Raw genomic sequence first — 18,377 nt, 5'->3', positions numbered from 1 at the left:
TCTATACGAAGCCTTTTCCGTAAGTGTCTACCATGACGTTCCCTACGCATCATGCGAACTTTCCGGCCTCCTGGCCAGACGTCCTGTGAATCCTTCTGGCTACCTGCCTATGCCGTCTATGGCGCTTCCCATTCCTTGCCGCACTCCCTGTCGACACCGCATACTTTACGCTGATTCAGCCCCGATACAAGATTGCCTCTGACGGTTATTTTTTTGGAACATTATTTCAACAATAGTAAGGCATTGATGAATAAGAACTTAGTTGCTATTCCTCTAAAAACTTTCATCATCATCGTCAACAAGGAATGGCAGATCTCTTACAAGCTACTCAGCCATCCGCGTTTTTCAGTGTTAGCTGTCATTTAGCTGGCCCCCCCCCCGACAGCCTTAGCCGCTTCTAAAAAGTAAAAAAGGCAGCCGAGGCTGCCTTTGGATTACTCAATACTGGAATACTGCGGTTTGTTTAGTGTAAGCCACCTACGTACTGTGACAGGGCGGTAATTTCGTCATCAGACAGTTTTGCTGCTACTGAACGCATCATCGCATTCAAATCATTGCTACGCTGGCCTGCACGGAATTTCTCCAGCTGCAGTTTGACGTATTCACCATTCTGGCCAGAAATCTTAGGGAAGCCAGATAAGCTGGTACCGTTACCACGAGGACCGTGACAGGCAGTACACGCGGCAATACCTCGCTCGGCATCACCAAAGCGATACAACTGCTGGCCAACTTCGATCGAGGATTCCGGTGTTGTATTGTCAGAGATAGGCAGGGTTGCGTAGTATGCTGCCAGATCCGCCATATCCTGTTCGGTCAGCGGCATCGCCATACCGCCCATTACCGGATCGTTACGGCCTTGCTTGCCGCCCGTCGTCATCGCTAGCTTGAAATCCTTGAGCTGTTTTTCAAGATAACCAGGGTGCTGACCGGCAATTTTCGGGTATTGCGCCATTATGCTGTTACCGTCTGCACCATGGCAGGCAGCACAGGTCGCGGCTTTCGCTTTTCCAGCTTCTGCATCTCCTTGGGCCCAGGCTGAGCAACTGGCAAGAAGAGTCAATATCAGTGCTAATTTCTTCATGACATTCCGTTTATAATTATAGAGCTTCCAGTACCACAGGTAATGCTCAGTTACATGGTATACAATGCGACCACAAACCAAGCACGGTTTTCGTACATTTTACACAATTTCACATAAAAGTAATCAGTCGACTACATGAAGACTTGACGGAGTTAACAGTGAATCAACCTCTCAACTATAGAAATACAGGCTTCATCACAAGTGCACCGGATATTCGTCACTTGCCAAACGACACAGGCGTTGAGATCGCATTTGCTGGCCGCTCCAATGCAGGTAAGTCAAGTGCCCTTAACCGTATTACCGATCAGAAAAGTCTAGCACGCACCTCCAAAACACCGGGGCGTACCCAGCTCATTAACATGTTCGAGGTCGTGGACGGCTGCAACCTGATCGATCTGCCAGGCTACGGTTTTGCCCAGGTTCCGCTGGAAATGAAGCTGAAATGGCAGAAATCCCTGGGTGAGTACCTGCAAAAGCGCGAGTGCCTGCAGGGTCTGGTGGTACTGATGGATATTCGTCATCCGATGAAAGACCTCGATCAGCAAATGATCAGCTGGGCTGTCGAAAGCCGGTTGCCGGTCCTGGTATTGCTGACCAAAGCAGACAAGCTGAAAAGCGGTGCCCGCAAGAAGCAACTCATGACAGTACGTAACACTGCACTCAGCTTCGGCGGTGATGTGCAGGTGGAGGTATTCTCTTCACTGAAGGGTATTGGTGTTGATCAGGTGCGCCGCAAGCTAGATAGCTGGTTTGCCCCTGAACTGGCGCGTCAGCAAGCGTTATTGGAACAACAAGAGGAAGCTTCCGGCAACGATGCCGAGTAACTAACGTAAGCGAGTGTGTATGGCTCTATGGACAGGGCCATAAAAATTCCCCACCTTCCAGGTGGGGCAACGGGAGAGAAATAGGAGGTTTTTATTTTTGTCCTAAAAGGATCAATGAATTCCCTCACCAACGCAAGTTTTTTATCCCGATTTTGTCTGCTTTTTAATCACATCTATCAGCTTCCCGCCCGCGTTGCCTCACCCTAAACTCCAGTTTTTAGCCGTTTGGCCGCAAAAACAGCACCAGTTGTTTTTTGTCGCAAATTAATGACGATCAAAACACAGGCGCATACTGCTGCATATGGAAGTAAATTACATTTCTATGAATAAGAAGGCGAAAAAAAAGCCACCCCAAATCGGGGGTGGCATTTTCATGGATGTGTTGGCTAGCCGGTTCATCGACCCGCTACCAAAAACAAATATGAACAAGAAGCGTGCATGATTATACCGCTCTATTGACAAAAATTAAAGTAATTACTCTAAAATCAAAAACACTTAAAGCTTACCTTTATTTCCGACAGGCAATAGACCACTCTGCCAAAGTTGGTTGATATTAAACACACAAGCAACAATACGCATATTTATTGAGCAATATAACGATATGAGTAGGCAAAGCAGGAAATCAAAGCAAGAAAAAACAACAGGCGGGATTTTTTTGGACGCCAAAATAAAAAACGCCCTGGTCAAAAGACCAGGGCGGCTGAATCAGCCAAATCCAATAACGTGAAACAAAAGGTCTGAAAGATAGAACATCTTACCTCTGTACCCTACGCCGATAACTGTATATCAATTGCACAGATTTGAAAAGTCATTTTTGTAATTTTTTTTCAGAAATTCGTAACTAACTTTACCTAATAGTAATTTTACCATTCTTTAATTTTCATAAAAAAATAGCTGGCATACCGCCAGCTATCCTTTTCTAAACCACAAAGCCGAGCAGGCTAATGTTTAGTGTGCCTGGTCCCAGTTATCGCCAGTACCGGCATCAGCAATCAATGGGACATCCAGTTCAGCCGCTGATTCCATCAGGCGGCGGATTTCCGCACTCACGCTTTCCAGTTCCGACTCCTGTACTTCAAAGACAAGTTCGTCATGAACTTGCATCAGAAGTCGAACCCGACCAGTCTCTTGTTCTGCAACCCACTGATCGACCAGCACCATCGCGCGCTTGATAATATCGGCAGCCGTTCCCTGCATCGGGGCATTGATCGCAGCGCGTTCAGCCGCCTTGCGACGCATACCGTTGCGGGACTTGATGTCCGGCAGATACAAACGACGACCGAACAGGGTTTCTACATATCCCTGCTCGCTTGCTGTCGTGCGAGTGCTTTCCATATATTCCAACACGCCCGGGTAGCGCTCGAAATACAGGTTCATATAGTCCTGCGCTTCATTACGGCCCATATCAAGCTGTTTCGCCAGGCCAAAGGCACTCATACCGTAAATCAGGCCAAAGTTGATGGCCTTGGCGCGGCGACGCTGTTCGCTGGTCACCGACTCAATTGGCAGGCCCAGAATTTCTGCCGCCGTCGCGGCGTGAATATCTTTGCCGTGTCTGAACGCATCAAGCAGCGCCTGATCCCCGGAGAGGTGTGCCATGATCCGAAGCTCGATTTGCGAGTAGTCGACAGCCAACACTTTATACCCCGTCGGAGCGATAAATGCCTGGCGGATCCGGCGACCTTCTTCGTTACGAACCGGAATGTTCTGCAAGTTCGGATCACTGGATGACAGACGCCCGGTCGCAGTCACAGCCTGATGATAAGAGGTATGCACACGCCCTGTCGCCGGGTTGACCATCTTAGGCAGCTTGTCCGTGTAGGTCGATTTCAGCTTGGCCAAGCCGCGATACTCCAGGATCAGTTTCGGCAGCGGATAGTCCAGTGCCAGCTCCTGCAGCACCTCTTCATTGGTGGAAGGCGCACCTGACGGTGTTTTCTTCAGTACCGGCAGCCCCATCTTCTCAAACAGGATAGCCTGCAGCTGCTTTGGCGAGCTGAGATTGAATTCCTGATCAGCAATCTCGAAGGCTTTCTTTTCCAACTCATCAAGGCGAACGGCAATTTCACTCGACTGTGCGCTAAGCAGCATGCTGTCAATCAAGACCCCGGTACGCTCCATGCGTGACAATACAGGTACCAGCGGCATCTCGATATCGTCAAACACCGATTTCAGCTTCTCGTCGGCGCTCACTTTCTCTATCAGTAAATTGTGCAGACGCAGCGTAATGTCGGCATCTTCTGCGGCATATGGCCCGGCCTGTTCCAAATCAATCTGGTTGAACGTCAGCTGCTTCTTGCCCTTGCCGGCAATCTCTTCAAAGCTAATGGTCTTGTGTTCGAGGTAGCGAAGGGACAGGCTGTCCATATCGTGACGGCCGACCACACTGTTGTAGACATAAGACTCCAGCATAGTGTCGTAGCGAATACCTTGCATCTCGATGCCATAGCGAGCCAGAATGCTGGCATCAAATTTAAGGTTCTGCCCGACCTTGGCTTGCTGCGGATCTTCCAGCAACGGCTTGAGCTGCTCCAGTACCCAGTCGCGATCCAGCTGAGCCGGTGCATCAAGGTAATCATGGGCAACAGGCACATAGGCCGCCTTGCCTTCCTCGACGGCAAACGATAACCCGACCAAATTGGCCGTCATATAATCCAGACCGTCGGTCTCGGTATCGAATGCCACGACCTCAGCGCCCTTAAGCTGCTCCAGCCAGCCGGTAAACGCCGCTTCATCGAGTACGGTTTCATAACCGCTGCGATCAATGGTCGGTGCCACTGCTTTTTTCTCAGCCGCAGGCTGAGCAGACTGTTCCTCGGCCACAATCTTGCCGTCACCGCCATCGAGCATTTCTGCCAGCCAGCGGCGGAACTGCAGTTTGCCGAACAGCTTTATCAGCTCGTCGGTATCAGGCTCACCTTTACGCAGTTGATCCGGGGTCACATCCAGCTCGACATCCAGCTTGATCGTTGCCAGCTCGTAGGACAGGTACGCCGCCTCTTTATGTTCTTCCAGTTTCTTCGGCATCGTCTTCGAGCCACGGAAACCCAATGGCGGGATCGCCTCCAGGTTGTCATACAATGCATCCAGACCACCGATCCCGGTCAGCAGCGCCTTGGCCGTCTTTTCACCGACCCCGGGTACACCCGGAATGTTATCCACTTTATCGCCCATCAAGGCCAGGTAGTCGATGATCAGCTCAGGACCGATCCCGAACTTATCAACAACACCGGCCGGATCCATCACGACATCGGTCATGGTATTGATCAGGGTAATGTTCTGATCCACCAGCTGGGCCATGTCTTTATCACCGGTGCTGATCAATACCGGCATGTTCTCTTTCGATGCCTGAGTAGCCAGGGTGCCGATCACATCGTCCGCCTCAACCCCAGAAATCGAGATCAACGGCAGTCCCATTGCCTTGATCACAGCATGCAGCGGCTCAATCTGCCCCCGAAGATCGTCCGGCATCGGCGGGCGGTTGGCCTTATATTCCGGATACATATCATCACGGAAGGTTTTGCCCTTGGCATCAAAGATCACCGCAATATGCTCGGTTGAAAACTGGCGCAGAAGACTACGCAACATATTCACGACACCAAATACTGCTCCCGTCGGCTCACCGTCCGAGTTCGTGAAGTTTGGTGCTGCGTGATAGGCGCGATAGAGATAAGAGGATCCATCAATCAGGATAAGTGGATTTTCAGGGATAGTTGCCATAACGATATTCTTATATCCGGGGGATGAAAGAGTTAGGGCACTAGAATGCCATGACAGCCAGCAAGTGTTAACTGATGTTTTCCACCAAGCCACCATTATCTGTGGATAACTTTGTTAGTATTTAAAATCAAACAGTTGATCAAAAAACATGAAAATTATGCAATTTTCATTCAACTCAATATAAATCAACAACTTAAGATCTTAAGCAAAAATGGATCCTCGATCCTAAAATGATCATTAATTGTGGAAAAAGTTAACATATCGATCTGAAATAAGAATATCTGAATGCAAAAACAGACATATCTGACCATAAAGGAAGCCAAAATGAAGAGAATCGCAGTTATTTTAAGCGGCTCAGGAGTATTTGACGGAGCTGAAATCCACGAGGCCGTATTGGCGCTGCATGCCATCGAGCAAGAAGGCGCAACCTGGCACTGTTTCGCCCCCAATATTGCCCAGCACCATGTCATTAACCACATCACCGGCGCAGAAATGGATGAAACCCGCAACGTACTGGTCGAGGCTGCCCGTATTGCCCGAGGCAATATTGACGATATCGTCAACCTCAATGCCGCCGACTACGATGCCCTGTTACTGCCGGGCGGATTTGGCGCCGCCAAAAATCTCTCCGATTTCGCGTTCACCGGGGCCGGTTGCGAAGTAAATCCGGAAGTGAAAAGAGCCTGCCAGGCCTTTGCCAAAGAAGAAAAGCCTGCCGCCTATTTGTGTATTGCCCCAACCCTGATCCCAACAATCTACGGCCCGGGAGCCAAAGGGACCATTGGTACCGATCAGGATACCGCCATCGCCTTCAACAAGATGGGAGGCGAACACATCAATTGTCCGGTTAACGACTTCGTACTGGATCAAAAGCGACGCATCCTGACGACCCCAGCCTATATGCTGGCAGGCAGTATCTCGGAGGCGGCAAGCGGTATCAACAAGCTGGTGAAGGAACTGGTGAAGCTGGCCTAGGCGCCAGAAAAGAAAAAGCGGCGTTACCTGAGGTTATGAGTACCCGGTAAGCGCCGCTCAGCAGAATTGGTGTTCGTTTTCAGCCCTACACTAAAAACACAGACCGTCGCTGAAGTACACTGGAAGCAATGTGAGCAATGTCGTGCCTTCAAACAAGGGAACCTTTTGCTGTTCTCCCTCGCTGAGTGCAAGTTAATAATAACCATTCTCATTTAAGATGCAAGTATTTTATCGCGAATAATTGTCATTTAATTGCCAGGTTCTTCACAAAATGCAGCCTATAGTCTTCAAGCCCGTCTTTTTTCTCCATATGTTCAATCAGATAGCCATTTCTTAGCAATAACCTCAACATCGCTGGGAAGCGGTTACGCGATTTGACCCGCAGTTCCTCAAAGCCCTGCTGTTTCACCCAGGTTTCCTGTGCCTCCAACAGCGCCTGCGCCACCCCGCTACACCGCCCCTCGGGTGCCACGCCCCCCAACCAGCTATAAAAACACGTCTCGGACAGGCGGTAGCCGATTTTTACCCCGACCAGCTGCTCATCCAGTTCAGCCACGAGGATCAACGGTGCTCTGCCTTTCAATCGAACTTCAAGCGCATGTTCATCGGCTGGCTGGGCAAACTCACTGATCTGAGCCAGCACCTGTGCGGCTTCAGTCAAACTTGCCTGGCGTATCTTCATCACTCCTGCTCCTACTTCTTAGGGTACAAAAAAGCCGACATGGCGTCGGCTGTAAGTCTATACCCTTTATTGTATCAGATAAGCCCCTGCTGAGACTCCAGCTTGGGGGTAATCGTCGTCAGGCGCTTGATCAGGTAATTGAGCAGTACCCCGTACATAGGCACAAACAAGCCAAGACTGATGATCAGTTTAAAGCTGTAATCCACCAGCGCGATCTCGACCCAGTTTTCCGCCATAAACGGATCCGGGCTGTTATAAAACGCAATGGCAAAAAACGCTACCGTATCCAGGGCATTACCAAAAATAGTCGAGCAGCTTGGTGCCACCCACCACTGCTTGGTCTGGCGCAGGCGGTTAAACACCGAGACATCCATGATCTGTCCCAGCAGATAGGCCATGAAGCTGGCTATCGCGATACGGGCTACAAACAGATTAAACTCACCTAAATGGGACCAGCCCTGATACTCACCCTGATAGAACAGCACCGACAACACATAGGAAATGGCCAGTGCCGGCAGCATCACCCGCAGTATGATCTGTCGTGCCATAGCCGCGCCAAAAATTCTTACTGTCAGATCAGTGGCCAGAAAGATGAACGGAAAGGTAAAGGCGCCCCAGGTGGTATGAAAACCAAAAATGGTAAACGGCAGTTGTACCAGATAATTGCTCGAGGCAATAATCAGCAGGTGGAATACAACAAGGAACGATAAGGCTTTGCGCTGCTGCGCGAGAGAAAATTGAGATGCAGTCATTGTCAGACCTTTTTGTCATTGGGGGAGAGGGAACCCAAAACACTACAGCCAGGCTCTCATACCTGCCCGCAGCAACCGAAGCGGCGATTATACATTAACCGCCCAGGTTGCCTAGCCCTGATCATGGCTTTCAATCTGTGCAATCGTTTGCTGACAAAAAAAGCAATTTGATCAGCCTGTAAGCAGGGTAGCCAGAAAGGCCAGCGTCTCGCTATCATTAGGCGACAGCCACTCCAGCCACAGAGCTCCGGCATAATGTTCGCCCTTGAGCATCAGCCGGCAACCTTCGAAATCAATCAGCCACACATGCAGATCGGCATTAAGCTCTCGTTCGACAACCGTCGCATCGATCTGTGTCAGGAACTGTTCGGCTAGCGCAGGAAAACTATCAAAATCGAATTCAGGGCCACCGATCAGCAGTAGCCCCTGCTCCAAATCAAGCTCCCGACAAACAAACGGCGAGGAAGAGACAGTCATTACATATTCCTTTTTATCTACGACAAGCCCACCTCCCATACGGTCTAGGCGGCTTTCCTGTAACCAAGTGTTTCTATGCGTATCAAGCAATAAAGGGGCTATAGCCAGCACGGCTGATCCATGTTTTTATAAGCTCGTTGCCTAGTCGCTGGAAACACATCCCGTCGGTTTCCGATTCCCTAGCAACAGGTGATATTAACATTCTCACCAAATACGCAAGCTGTTTTGTAGCGAACAGAACATACTCGTTATGTTTCTTAAACGCATTTATACCGGACTCGGAATGTCCGGTATTTTTTTATCTACTACTCGCCGGTACCCGCCATCAGGTGATCTTCGATCACGTTCAAAAATACATTGCCGTACTTTTCCAGCTTACGGTGGCCGACACCGTTCACCGCCAGCATTTCACCCGCCGAGGTCGGCAGCATCTCCGCCATTTCCATCAGGCTGGCATCGTTAAACACCACATACGGCGGCAAGTCTTCCTCGTCGGCAATGGCCTTGCGCAACTTGCGTAATTTGGCAAACAGCTTTTTGTCATAATGACGGTTGGCCAGCTTGTCATTTTTCGCACTGCGGGTCGCAATATCCAATCGCGGTACCGCCAGCTCCAGCTCCACTTCGGCGCGCAGTACCGCTCGTGCCTTTTCGGTCAGCTGCAACGTTGAGCTACGGACAATACTCTGGGTAAGAAAGCCCCGGTGAACCAGCTGGCGCAAAATACTCACCCAAAACTCGTGGCTATGCTCGCGGCCAATACCATAGGTGCTCAGCTTATCGTGGCCGTGCTCGCGGATACGCTGGTTCTGCATACCACGCATCACATCCACCACATGGTTGATACCAAAGCTCTGGTTGACCCGATAAACGCAGGACAGGGCTTTCTGAGCCGCTTCAACCGCCGCAAAGCGCTTGGGCGGGTCGAGGCAGATATCACAGTTACCGCACGACTCTTCCCGATATTCACCAAAATAGTTGAGCAATACCTGGCGGCGACAGGTCTGCGCCTCAGCAAACGCCCCCATTGCATTGAGCTTGTGGCTTTCCACCTGCTTCTGAGGCCCTTCCTCTTTTTCATCCAGACAACGGCGCAGCCAGGCCAAATCCGACGGATCATAGAACATCACCGCTTCTGCCGGCAGACCATCACGGCCGGCCCGCCCGGTTTCCTGATAATAGGACTCGATATTACGGGGGATATCGTAATGCACCACAAAACGGACATTGGGCTTGTTGATGCCCATTCCGAACGCCACGGTGGCGACGACGATATGAATATCGTCCCGCTGAAAGTCCTCTTGCACCCTCACTCGCTCGGCATGCTCCAGACCGGCATGATATGCCGCCGCCCGGAGCCCGTTATCACACAACTTTTCGGTAATTTGCTCCACCCGTTTACGGCTATTGCAATATACAATCCCGCACTGCCCGCGAACGCCGCCCAGGTAGCGGGTCAGCTGCGACATCGGTTTGTACTTCTCCTGCAGGGTATAGCGGATATTCGGGCGGTCAAAACTACCCAGGTAAACATGCGGCTCAACCAGACCGAGCCGGGAGACAATATCATTGCGGGTCGTTTCATCCGCCGTTGCGGTCAGGGCCATAATTGGCAGCTGGTCAAAGTGCTGTTTCAGCGTGCCCAGAGACGCATATTCAGGGCGGAAGTCATGCCCCCACTGAGAAATACAGTGCGCTTCATCAACGGCAACCAGGCTCAGTGGCATGTCATAAAGACGCTCGAGAAAATCACGGGTCAGTACCCGCTCCGGCGAAACATACACCAGCTTAACCTCGCCGCTCTGCATCGCGCGGTAGGTATCCTGCATAGCCTCGCGGGACATGGTCGAGTTGAGGTAGTCGGCCGCCACTCCGTTAGCCTTGAGCTGGTCAACCTGATCCTTCATCAGCGAGATCAGCGGAGAGATCACCAGTGTCAGCCCGTCACGCATCAGGGCCGGTATTTGATAACAGAGCGACTTACCGCCACCGGTTGGCATGATCACCAGGCTGTCGCGGCCTTCCGCTATCGCCTCAATCACCTCTTGCTGGCCAACACGAAAGGCCTGATAGCCGAACACATCCTGTAAGATCTGTTCGCTGGTCGCGAGAGAAGCTGGCTGACAAACGGCGGCGCTGCAAGATGACATAAATCGACTCTGTAGTTGACGAGCTGGCTATTCTATACCAATCAGATCGCCGATGTGAACGACACTTACAGCAGCTTCCCCCAGCCAAGCCGGCAAAATGTTGTTTCCTGGAAAACTTCTCGCAAATCCCCACCAGCCTTCGGGCAGGATTTTCTTATCATGTCCGGTGCTAACAAAATCATCAAAAGTTCTGGATGACATCCAACCTGAACACGATTTATACTGCTCCCGCATACCTTTTTAGAAAATGTCATTATTTTCTCTGAATTTTATAAAATAAACCTAAGGATAAGATGGACCAGCAAGCTAAAGATACCCAGCGAGGGGTCATGCTCGCCCTTGGCGCCTACACCATGTGGGGCATTGCACCAATTTACTTTAAGTCTCTCCAGCATGTCAGTCCGCTGGAGATTCTCAGCCACCGGGTGATCTGGTCATTCTTTTTTCTGGCAGCGCTGATCTTCATCGGCAAGCGCTGGAGCAAGGTCAGGGCTGTGCTTCGCCAGCCCAAAACACTACTGGTATTGACGGCCACTGCCCTGCTGGTTGGTGGCAACTGGCTGATTTTCATCTGGGCCGTGAACAACAACTATATGCTTGATGCCAGCCTGGGCTATTACATCAACCCGTTGCTCAATGTCCTTCTGGGAATGTTCTTTCTGGGAGAGCGGCTACGCCCGCTGCAATGGCTCGCCGTCGCGCTGGCGGCCTGCGGGGTTGCCGTACAGCTGATCCAGTTCGGCTCCCTGCCGGTGATTGCCCTGGCCCTGGCGTGCAGCTTTGGTCTCTACGGGCTGCTGCGGAAAAAAGTCAATCTGGATGCCCAAACCGGCCTGTTCATGGAAACCTGTATTCTGCTGCCACTGGCTACCATCTACGTATTGCTGATCGCTGACAGCCCAACGGCTGACTGGGCGGCAAATCCAGCCACGACCAACTTGCTGCTGATGGCCGCCGGGATTGTTACCACGCTTCCGCTGCTGTGCTTTACCGGAGCTGCCACCAAACTGAAACTGTCTACACTGGGATTTTTCCAGTATATCGGCCCAAGCCTGATGTTCCTGCTGGCCATTACGGTCTACGGCGAAAGCTTTACCGCCGACAAAGGCTATACCTTCGCCTTCATCTGGGGAGCACTGGTGCTGTTTAGCTTCGATGGCATCAAGGGCCATCGCCGGGCCAAAAAACGGATTCAGGCAAGCTAGTCCGGCTCACTACCTGCCACAAAGGGTAACTGGCGGCTTGTCAGTTTTTTACAAGCCGCCATCTGTCATTTATGTTCTACTGATAGCCATATTTTTTGACGGCGCCCAATTTACCTGCATCATATTTAACGGCGCTATATTTAACGGCTCTATATTAAACAGCCCCGTATTAGACGGCACCATGCACTCTCAGCCTGCCGGCGGTTAGAAGGATCAGGATGAACAAAGTCAACCACCGAAAATCCGGCATTGATGACATCAACCTGATTGATGCGCATTACCAAAGCTTTGCCTTCAAGCGCCACTACCATCTTGATTACCATCTGGGGCTGATCACCGATGGGCAGCAGCAATACTATTTCAACGGTGCTCGTCATCAGGCTGGTGCCGGTCAGCTGGTGATCATGCCGCCGGATGAAATTCATGACGGCCAACCCCAGCAGCAAGGCTACAAAGTCAAAGTGTTCAGCATTTCCCCGGAATGGCTCGACCACCAGGCCAGCGAACTGTCGGGCAACTGCCAGGTGCACTTTCCGCAGCACAACGTGACCGACAGCCAGCTCTTTTTTCAGCTTAGCCAGCTACACGCCCAGCTGGGCAATCCACACTTTCCCCAGCTCGCCAAGGACTGCATGCCGATCGAGTACTTCTCGCAGCTACTCGGCCGATACAGCCAGCTCCGTCCCCAACCAGTGGTAGCACTGGGTAGCAAAGATCTCCACCAGCTCCGGGACTACCTGATGGCTAACCTGGATCAGAAAATTAGCCTCGACGACCTGGCCAGGCTGTGTGATCTGAGCCCTTCCCAGCTGCTGCGCCAATTTAAAAAAGCCACCGGCATGACGCCCTATGCCTGGCTGGCCCGCCTGCGGCTGGAGCATGCCATGGCCCTGCTCAAAGCAGGCTACTGCAGTACCGATGTCGCCTATTATGTCGGTTTTTATGATCAGGCCCATTTCACCCGGACCTTCAAACAAGCCTTTGGCGTCGCGCCCTCGGAAATCTAGCCAGCCTGTCAATTTTTTACAAGCGCTCCCACGCTCACCCAGGCATGCTAACCCGTGTTATACCACCACCGGATAAAATGAAATGCACGAACTTACCCCATTTGTCACCCTGCTTACCGTCCATGTTATTGCCCTGCTAAGCCCGGGGCCAGATTTTGCCCTCGTCGTCCAAAACGCAGGGCGCTACGGACGCCAGACCGGTGTCACCATTGCACTCGGCCTATCGCTGGGGATCCTGCTTCACTCCATTCTGAGCATTACCGGTGCCAGCCTGCTGATCCGCGAGCAGCCCGCCCTGTTTGCCATGCTACAGGCCGCAGGCGGCGGCTACCTGCTCTGGCTGGGCATCGGCGCTACCAAGAGCGCACTGGAGTTACTCTGGCGCAAAAGCGAATCTCATGCCTCTCCAAGCCCTGCCCAGCAGTTGATAGGTAACCGCAAACAGGCGCTGGCCAAGGGGTTTACCACCAACATCCTCAATCCCAAGGCACTGGTATTCTTCCTGAGCCTGCTATCGACCCTGGTGCCGGCAGATATGTCCGTGGCAGGAAAAGCCACTGCCATCAGCCTATTGTGGGTAACCTCCTTCCTATGGTTTGCCACGCTGGCCTGGCTGCTAACCGGACAGCGGCTGCAGCAAAAAATCCAACAGTGGACACCTTACATTGACGGACTCTGCGGCCTGCTGTTTGTCAGTATCGGCAGTATGATCCTGCTCCGCCTGGTCCTGCCGGCCTGATGGGAAACCTGTAATAAATTGTTGATTACGAGCACAAAACCTGCTCAACAATTAGACAGCTACGGATTCTGCTCTTACGCTATCGAAGCACCCCGTATGCGAAAGAGGAATGAACCATGGAGTGGAATACGTCCCGCCTGGCTGTGGCACTGGCAGCCTGCTTGCTTGCCCCTGCCGCCCTGAGCAAGGATACCAGCAAGCAAACGGCCGATCAGGTTGCCCCCGAGGCTGCTACCGGGATCAGCCAACAGCAGCAAGTAAGCGGCAAAGACTGGATGGTCGCCAGCGCCAACCCCTATGCCAGCGAAGCGGGCGCAGCAATGCTTCGCCAGGAAGGCAATGCGATTGATGCCATGGTGGCCACCCAGCTGGTTCTCGGGCTGACCGAGCCGCAGTCCTCCGGCATCGGCGGCGGAGCATTCATGGTGTTCTGGGATGCAGAAAAAGAAGCCCTTACCACCTTCGACGGTCGTGAAACTGCCCCTTTTGCGGTGACGCCGCGCCTGTTTCAAGATGAAAACGGTAAGCCGCTGGCCTTCTACGATGCCGTGGTCGGCGGCCGCTCAGTCGGAACCCCGGGAACGGTCAAGCTGATGTGGTATACCCACCAGCGTCACGGCAAACTGCCCTGGAGCGATCTGTTTGCCCCGGCAATAAAACTCGCCACCGAAGGCTTTACGGTCAGCCCGCGCCTCGCGGCACTGGTCGCCAAAGATCAGAAAAATCTCCAGCGCTGGCAGGCCACCAAAGCCTATTTCTTCAATGACGACGAAAGCCCTATCCGGGCCGGACAGCGTCTGACCAACCCGGCCTATGCCGACACCCTCACGCAAATTGCCGAGCGTGGCGCCAGCGCGTTCTACCATGGCGACATTGCCAAGGACATTGTCAAAACCGTCCGCAATGCAGAGGGGAACCCCGGCGTACTCAGCGTGATGGATCTGGCCACCTATCAGGTCAAGGAACGAGAGCCGATCTGTGCACCGTACCGCCAGTTTGAGATTTGCGGCATGGGGCCACCAAGCTCCGGCGCCCTGACCCTCGGCCAGATCATGGGGATGCTGAACCAATACCCGATCGACAAAATGGGCCCGAATGACGTCAACAGCTGGCGCCTGCTGGGTGATGCCTCCCGCCTGGCCTTTGCCGATCGCGGCCGCTACATGGCCGACAGTGACTATGTCCCCATGCCGACAGATGGCCTGCTCGATCCCGGCTATCTCAAGCAACGTGCTGCGCTGCTAAAAGGCGACAAAGCCCTTGCCACAGCCGAACCGGGCCTGCCGGTCTGGTCCCATGCGATGCGCTACGCCATGGACGAGTCGCTAGAACTGCCTTCCACCAGCCACTTTTCGATTGTCGACCGTGATCGCAATGTTGTTTCAATCACCACCACCATCGAAAACGGTTTCGGCTCACGCTTGATGGTGCGTGGCTTTCTGCTCAACAACGAACTGACCGACTTTTCCTTCCGCAGCCATATCGGCGGTAACCCGATTGCCAACCGGATTGAGCCGGGCAAACGCCCGCGCTCGTCAATGGCCCCAACCATCGTGATGAAGGACGAGCAGCCGTATCTGGCCGTCGGCTCGCCGGGCGGCAGCCAAATTATCGGCTATGTCGCCAAAACCCTTGTGGGCCATCTCGACTGGGGACTGGATCTACAACAGGCCATCAACCTGCCCAACATGAATAACCGCTTCGGTGCCTTCGAGCTGGAAAAAGGGACCACGGCAGAACAATGGGCCCCCAAGCTTGAGCAACTCGGGTTCGAGATAAAAATCAAAGATCTCAACTCGGGAGTACAGGCTATTCGGATTGACGGCAAGCAGCTTTCCGGTGCTGCCGATCCACGCCGGGAAGGCAAGGTTATCGCCCAGTAAACTACTGAACATTAACCTAGCCTCAAAAACAAAAGCCCGCCAATGCATCAGCATGGCGGGCTTTGTCTTTAACGGCCTGTCAGCAGTGGACTATTACATCGGCTCCAGCTTGGCGTACTGGGTTACCAGCCACTTAATCCCTTCGCCATTGAACGCGACCTGGACCCGGCTCTGTGCACCGCTACCTTCAAAATTGATAATCGTCCCTTCACCAAACTTCGGATGCTGCACCCGCTGACCGAGGCTGAAGCCCGTCTGGTTGAAGTTGTCACTCACCTGGGTCTGGCTGAAACGACCGCTGCTCGCTGGCCGCGAGACCTGCGCCTTCATCCGGACTTCCTCGACGTATTCAGTCGGGATCTCACGAATAAAGCGTGACGGTTTATGGAAATTGTCCTTGCCGTACAGGCGACGCATTTCCGCATAGGTGATATACAGCTTCTGCATTGCACGGGTCATCCCCACGTAACACAGACGGCGCTCCTCCTCCAGGCGTCCCACCTCCTCGGTCGTCCGCGAACTCGGGAACATCCCCTCTTCGACACCGACCATAAAGACGACAGGAAACTCCAGCCCCTTGGCGCTGTGCATCGTCATCAGCTGCACTGCATCCTCGAAATCATCGGCCTGCCCTTCACCGGCTTCCAGCGCCGCATGCGACAGGAAGGCTGCCAGCGGGGTCATCTCTTCCGCTTCTTCCGGCACCTCAAACTGACGGGTGGCGGTCACCAGCTCTTCGAGGTTTTCGATTCGTGCCTGCGCCTTCTCGCCCTTTTCCTGCTCGTACATCGCCCGCAGTCCCGAATTACGGATCACCTCGTCGGTTTGCTGGAACAGCGGCAGATCACGGGTATCATCCTCAAGGGCATTGATCAGCTCAATGAAACGGCGCAGCGAATTGGCCGCACGGCCTGCCAGCACCTGCTCTTCCAGCAGGGCGACACTGGCCTGCCACATCGTCGCACCGCGATCGCGCGCCGCCATACGAATAGTTTCCAGTGTCCGGTCACCCAGGCCACGGGTCGGAGTATTGACCACCCGCTCGAAAGAAGCATCGTCATTGCGGTTCGACATCAGGCGTAGGTAGGCCAGCGAATCTTTGATTTCCTGACGCTCGAAGAAGCGCATTCCGCCGTAAATGCGGTATGGCAGTCCTGCCTGAATAAGCGCCTCTTCCAGTACCCGCGACTGGGCATTACTACGATACAGGAAGGCAGTCTCGTTCAGGGTACCGCCCTGATCGCGCCATTCCTTGATCTTGCCGACTGCAAAACGCGCCTCGTCCAGCTCGTTAAAGGCCGAATACAGCGAGATTGGCTCGCCCTCGGCCCCTTCGGTCCACAGGTTCTTGCCCATTCGCTCGTTGTTGTTGGCAATCAGTTCGTTGGCCGCATTCAGGATATTGCCAGTCGAGCGGTAATTCTGCTCAAGGAAGATCGACGAGGCATTGGTGAAATCCCGCAGGAAGCGCTGGATATTTTCTACCTGGGCACCACGCCAGCCGTAAATCGACTGGTCATCATCGCCGACAATCATCACGTTACAGTCCGGGCCGGCCATCAGGCGCAGCCAGGCAAACTGGATGTTGTTGGTATCCTGGAACTCGTCGACCAGAATATGTTTGAAGCGCGCCTGATAATGCTCGCGAATGTGCTTGTTGTCGCGGATCAGCTCAAAGGCACGCAGCAGCAGTTCGGCAAAATCCACCAGCCCGGCACGATCACAGGCTTCCTGATAGGCGGTATACACCCTCAGCCAGGTTTGCTCGACGGGATCATTGAAGGTATCGATGTTGGCAGGTCGCAGCCCCTCGTCCTTCTTGCCATTGATATACCAGGCCGCCTGGCGCGCCGGCCAATGTTTCTCGTCCAGGTTCTGCGCCTTGATCAGACGGCGGAGCAGACGCATCTGATCGTCGGAGTCCAGAATGTTGAAGTCATCGGGCAGGCGTGCATCCAGATAGTGGGCACGCAGCATGCGATGGCACAGGCCGTGGAAGGTGCCGTTCCACATACCGGCCGACGAGCCCTGCATCAGCTCGTTGATCCGGCCGCGCATCTCGGCCGCCGCCTTGTTGGTAAAGGTCACCGACATGATTGAATACGGCGAGGCCTGCTCAATCTGCATCAACCAGGCGATACGATGGACCAGTACGCGGGTCTTGCCGCTGCCCGCACCCGCCAGGACCAGGTGATTACCTAGCGGCGCAGCCACCGCCTCTCTTTGCTTGTCATTAAGGCCATCTAACAGGAGTGAAGCGTCCATCGTTACCTACTGGTTATTTATACAATGCTGGGGATTATACCAGCTCAATTCAAGAATGCCTCGATATCTTCGCCCTCCCCGGAGATTCAGACAAACCGGCTTTCCGACGACACAGCCGTTTGATAAGTCACCAGTTTCAAACGCTTGCCTTTTATTATTTGTTCTATGCTTGGAAATGGCGGGATGTTACGCACCAGAAAAAAAAGTTAAGAAAGAGTGAAATAAAAAACCGGTTCGCCCTTTCTTATGTTCCGAGAGCGCAATAAGAAGCGCCAACAATAACAAAAGGAAACGTTGCTCCATGCAGCAACAGTCAGCAAATTAAAGAGGAATGATTATGAAAAAGACAACCAATATCGCTCTAGCATCAGCCGTTACCGGTCTTATTGCGCTTGCAGGTACCGCAATGACCACCTCAACCGCGGTGGCAGCCGAAGCCAAAGAGAAATGCTACGGCGTAGCCAAGGCCGGTAAGAACGACTGCGCAACCAAGACCAGCTCATGTGCCGGTACGTCCAAAACGGACAACCAGAAAGATGCTTTCATCATGGTACCAAAAGGTTTGTGTGACCGCCTGGCCGGTGGCTCTACTTCATCGTCTTAATGACCCCGACACC

16 protein-coding genes are annotated in these 18,377 nt (G+C 53.0%); 7 read left to right on the top strand and 9 right to left on the bottom strand.

Annotation, left to right across the window (positions count from 1 at the left end):
- Positions 1-463 precede the first annotated feature (463 nt).
- On the bottom strand, positions 464-1,081 hold the full coding sequence (locus BIT28_RS03050) for a c-type cytochrome (RefSeq protein WP_075762168.1): 618 nt from the start codon (positions 1,079-1,081) through the stop codon (positions 464-466).
- A gap of 158 nt (positions 1,082-1,239) precedes the next feature.
- Here BIT28_RS03050 and yihA point away from each other — a divergent pair, with 158 nt between their 5' ends.
- Positions 1,240-1,905, top strand: coding sequence for a ribosome biogenesis GTP-binding protein YihA/YsxC (gene yihA, locus BIT28_RS03045; protein ID WP_075762167.1), 666 nt, complete (start codon positions 1,240-1,242; stop codon positions 1,903-1,905).
- Between the two features lie 705 nt (positions 1,906-2,610).
- Here yihA and spfP read toward each other — a convergent pair.
- Positions 2,611-2,658, bottom strand: coding sequence for a small protein SpfP (spfP, locus tag BIT28_RS30455; RefSeq protein WP_438616993.1), 48 nt, complete (start codon positions 2,656-2,658; stop codon positions 2,611-2,613).
- A 195-nt stretch (positions 2,659-2,853) separates the two neighbouring features.
- Positions 2,854-5,625 (bottom strand): DNA polymerase I, encoded by a 2,772-nt coding sequence (gene polA / locus BIT28_RS03040; protein ID WP_075762166.1) that lies wholly within the window; start codon positions 5,623-5,625, stop codon positions 2,854-2,856.
- Between the two features lie 324 nt (positions 5,626-5,949).
- Between polA and elbB the strand changes: the two genes are divergently transcribed.
- Positions 5,950-6,600, top strand: a complete 651-nt coding sequence (gene elbB / locus BIT28_RS03035) for an isoprenoid biosynthesis glyoxalase ElbB (protein WP_075762209.1) — start codon at positions 5,950-5,952, stop codon at positions 6,598-6,600.
- Positions 6,601-6,844: 244 nt separating this feature from the next.
- Here elbB and BIT28_RS03030 read toward each other — a convergent pair whose 3' ends face one another.
- From BIT28_RS03030 to BIT28_RS29775, 5 genes are all read right to left on the bottom strand, one after another.
- Positions 6,845-7,282, bottom strand: a complete 438-nt coding sequence (locus BIT28_RS03030) for a GNAT family N-acetyltransferase (protein WP_075762165.1) — start codon at positions 7,280-7,282, stop codon at positions 6,845-6,847.
- A gap of 74 nt (positions 7,283-7,356) precedes the next feature.
- On the bottom strand, positions 7,357-8,034 hold the full coding sequence (locus tag BIT28_RS03025; RefSeq protein ID WP_075762164.1) for a 7-cyano-7-deazaguanine/7-aminomethyl-7-deazaguanine transporter: 678 nt from the start codon (positions 8,032-8,034) through the stop codon (positions 7,357-7,359).
- A 171-nt stretch (positions 8,035-8,205) separates the two neighbouring features.
- Complete coding sequence (locus BIT28_RS03020; protein ID WP_075762163.1) at positions 8,206-8,511, bottom strand: DUF3630 family protein; 306 nt, start codon at positions 8,509-8,511, stop codon at positions 8,206-8,208.
- Positions 8,512-8,816: 305 nt separating this feature from the next.
- Positions 8,817-10,661: an ATP-dependent DNA helicase RecQ gene (gene recQ, locus BIT28_RS03015; RefSeq protein ID WP_075762162.1), complete on the bottom strand. Its 1,845-nt coding sequence runs from the start codon at positions 10,659-10,661 to the stop codon at positions 8,817-8,819.
- Between the two features lie 27 nt (positions 10,662-10,688).
- Positions 10,689-10,862, bottom strand: coding sequence for a hypothetical protein (locus BIT28_RS29775; RefSeq protein ID WP_217696612.1), 174 nt, complete (start codon positions 10,860-10,862; stop codon positions 10,689-10,691).
- Between the two features lie 92 nt (positions 10,863-10,954).
- Between BIT28_RS29775 and rarD the strand changes: the two genes are divergently transcribed.
- From rarD to ggt, 4 genes are all read left to right on the top strand, one after another.
- Positions 10,955-11,866, top strand: a complete 912-nt coding sequence (gene rarD / locus BIT28_RS03010; RefSeq protein ID WP_075762161.1) for an EamA family transporter RarD — start codon at positions 10,955-10,957, stop codon at positions 11,864-11,866.
- Positions 11,867-12,084: 218 nt separating this feature from the next.
- Positions 12,085-12,873 (top strand): AraC family transcriptional regulator, encoded by a 789-nt coding sequence (locus BIT28_RS03005; protein WP_075762160.1) that lies wholly within the window; start codon positions 12,085-12,087, stop codon positions 12,871-12,873.
- 82 nt (positions 12,874-12,955) lie between these two features.
- Positions 12,956-13,612, top strand: a complete 657-nt coding sequence (locus BIT28_RS03000) for a LysE family translocator (RefSeq protein WP_075762159.1) — start codon at positions 12,956-12,958, stop codon at positions 13,610-13,612.
- Between the two features lie 116 nt (positions 13,613-13,728).
- A complete protein-coding gene (ggt, locus tag BIT28_RS02995) occupies positions 13,729-15,495 on the top strand; it encodes a gamma-glutamyltransferase (RefSeq protein WP_075762158.1) in 1,767 nt (588 codons plus the stop codon).
- A gap of 93 nt (positions 15,496-15,588) precedes the next feature.
- Here ggt and uvrD read toward each other — a convergent pair whose 3' ends face one another.
- Positions 15,589-17,760 (bottom strand): DNA helicase II, encoded by a 2,172-nt coding sequence (gene uvrD, locus BIT28_RS02990; protein WP_075762157.1) that lies wholly within the window; start codon positions 17,758-17,760, stop codon positions 15,589-15,591.
- A 337-nt stretch (positions 17,761-18,097) separates the two neighbouring features.
- On the opposite strand from uvrD, the gene BIT28_RS02985 reads away from it, so the two are divergent.
- Complete coding sequence (locus BIT28_RS02985) at positions 18,098-18,364, top strand: BufA1 family periplasmic bufferin-type metallophore (RefSeq protein ID WP_075762156.1); 267 nt, start codon at positions 18,098-18,100, stop codon at positions 18,362-18,364.
- Positions 18,365-18,377 lie beyond the last annotated feature (13 nt).

This window comes from Photobacterium proteolyticum (assembly GCF_001939735.1).
Lineage (GTDB): Bacteria > Pseudomonadota > Gammaproteobacteria > Enterobacterales > Vibrionaceae > Photobacterium > Photobacterium proteolyticum.
This window is presented reverse-complemented; position numbering and strand designations above follow the sequence as displayed.

Coding starts and splice junctions, on each gene's coding strand:
- BIT28_RS03050 (WP_075762168.1), bottom strand. CDS start 1,081: ATGAAGAAATTAGCACTGATATTGACTCTTCTTGCCAGTTGCTCAGCC.
- polA (WP_075762166.1), bottom strand. CDS start 5,625: ATGGCAACTATCCCTGAAAATCCACTTATCCTGATTGATGGATCCTCT.
- elbB (WP_075762209.1), top strand. CDS start 5,950: ATGAAGAGAATCGCAGTTATTTTAAGCGGCTCAGGAGTATTTGACGGA.
- BIT28_RS03030 (WP_075762165.1), bottom strand. CDS start 7,282: ATGAAGATACGCCAGGCAAGTTTGACTGAAGCCGCACAGGTGCTGGCT.
- BIT28_RS03025 (WP_075762164.1), bottom strand. CDS start 8,034: ATGACTGCATCTCAATTTTCTCTCGCGCAGCAGCGCAAAGCCTTATCG.
- BIT28_RS03020 (WP_075762163.1), bottom strand. CDS start 8,511: ATGACTGTCTCTTCCTCGCCGTTTGTTTGTCGGGAGCTTGATTTGGAG.
- recQ (WP_075762162.1), bottom strand. CDS start 10,661: ATGTCATCTTGCAGCGCCGCCGTTTGTCAGCCAGCTTCTCTCGCGACC.
- BIT28_RS29775 (WP_217696612.1), bottom strand. CDS start 10,862: ATGTCATCCAGAACTTTTGATGATTTTGTTAGCACCGGACATGATAAG.
- rarD (WP_075762161.1), top strand. CDS start 10,955: ATGGACCAGCAAGCTAAAGATACCCAGCGAGGGGTCATGCTCGCCCTT.
- BIT28_RS03005 (WP_075762160.1), top strand. CDS start 12,085: ATGAACAAAGTCAACCACCGAAAATCCGGCATTGATGACATCAACCTG.
- BIT28_RS03000 (WP_075762159.1), top strand. CDS start 12,956: ATGCACGAACTTACCCCATTTGTCACCCTGCTTACCGTCCATGTTATT.
- ggt (WP_075762158.1), top strand. CDS start 13,729: ATGGAGTGGAATACGTCCCGCCTGGCTGTGGCACTGGCAGCCTGCTTG.
- uvrD (WP_075762157.1), bottom strand. CDS start 17,760: ATGGACGCTTCACTCCTGTTAGATGGCCTTAATGACAAGCAAAGAGAG.
- BIT28_RS02985 (WP_075762156.1), top strand. CDS start 18,098: ATGAAAAAGACAACCAATATCGCTCTAGCATCAGCCGTTACCGGTCTT.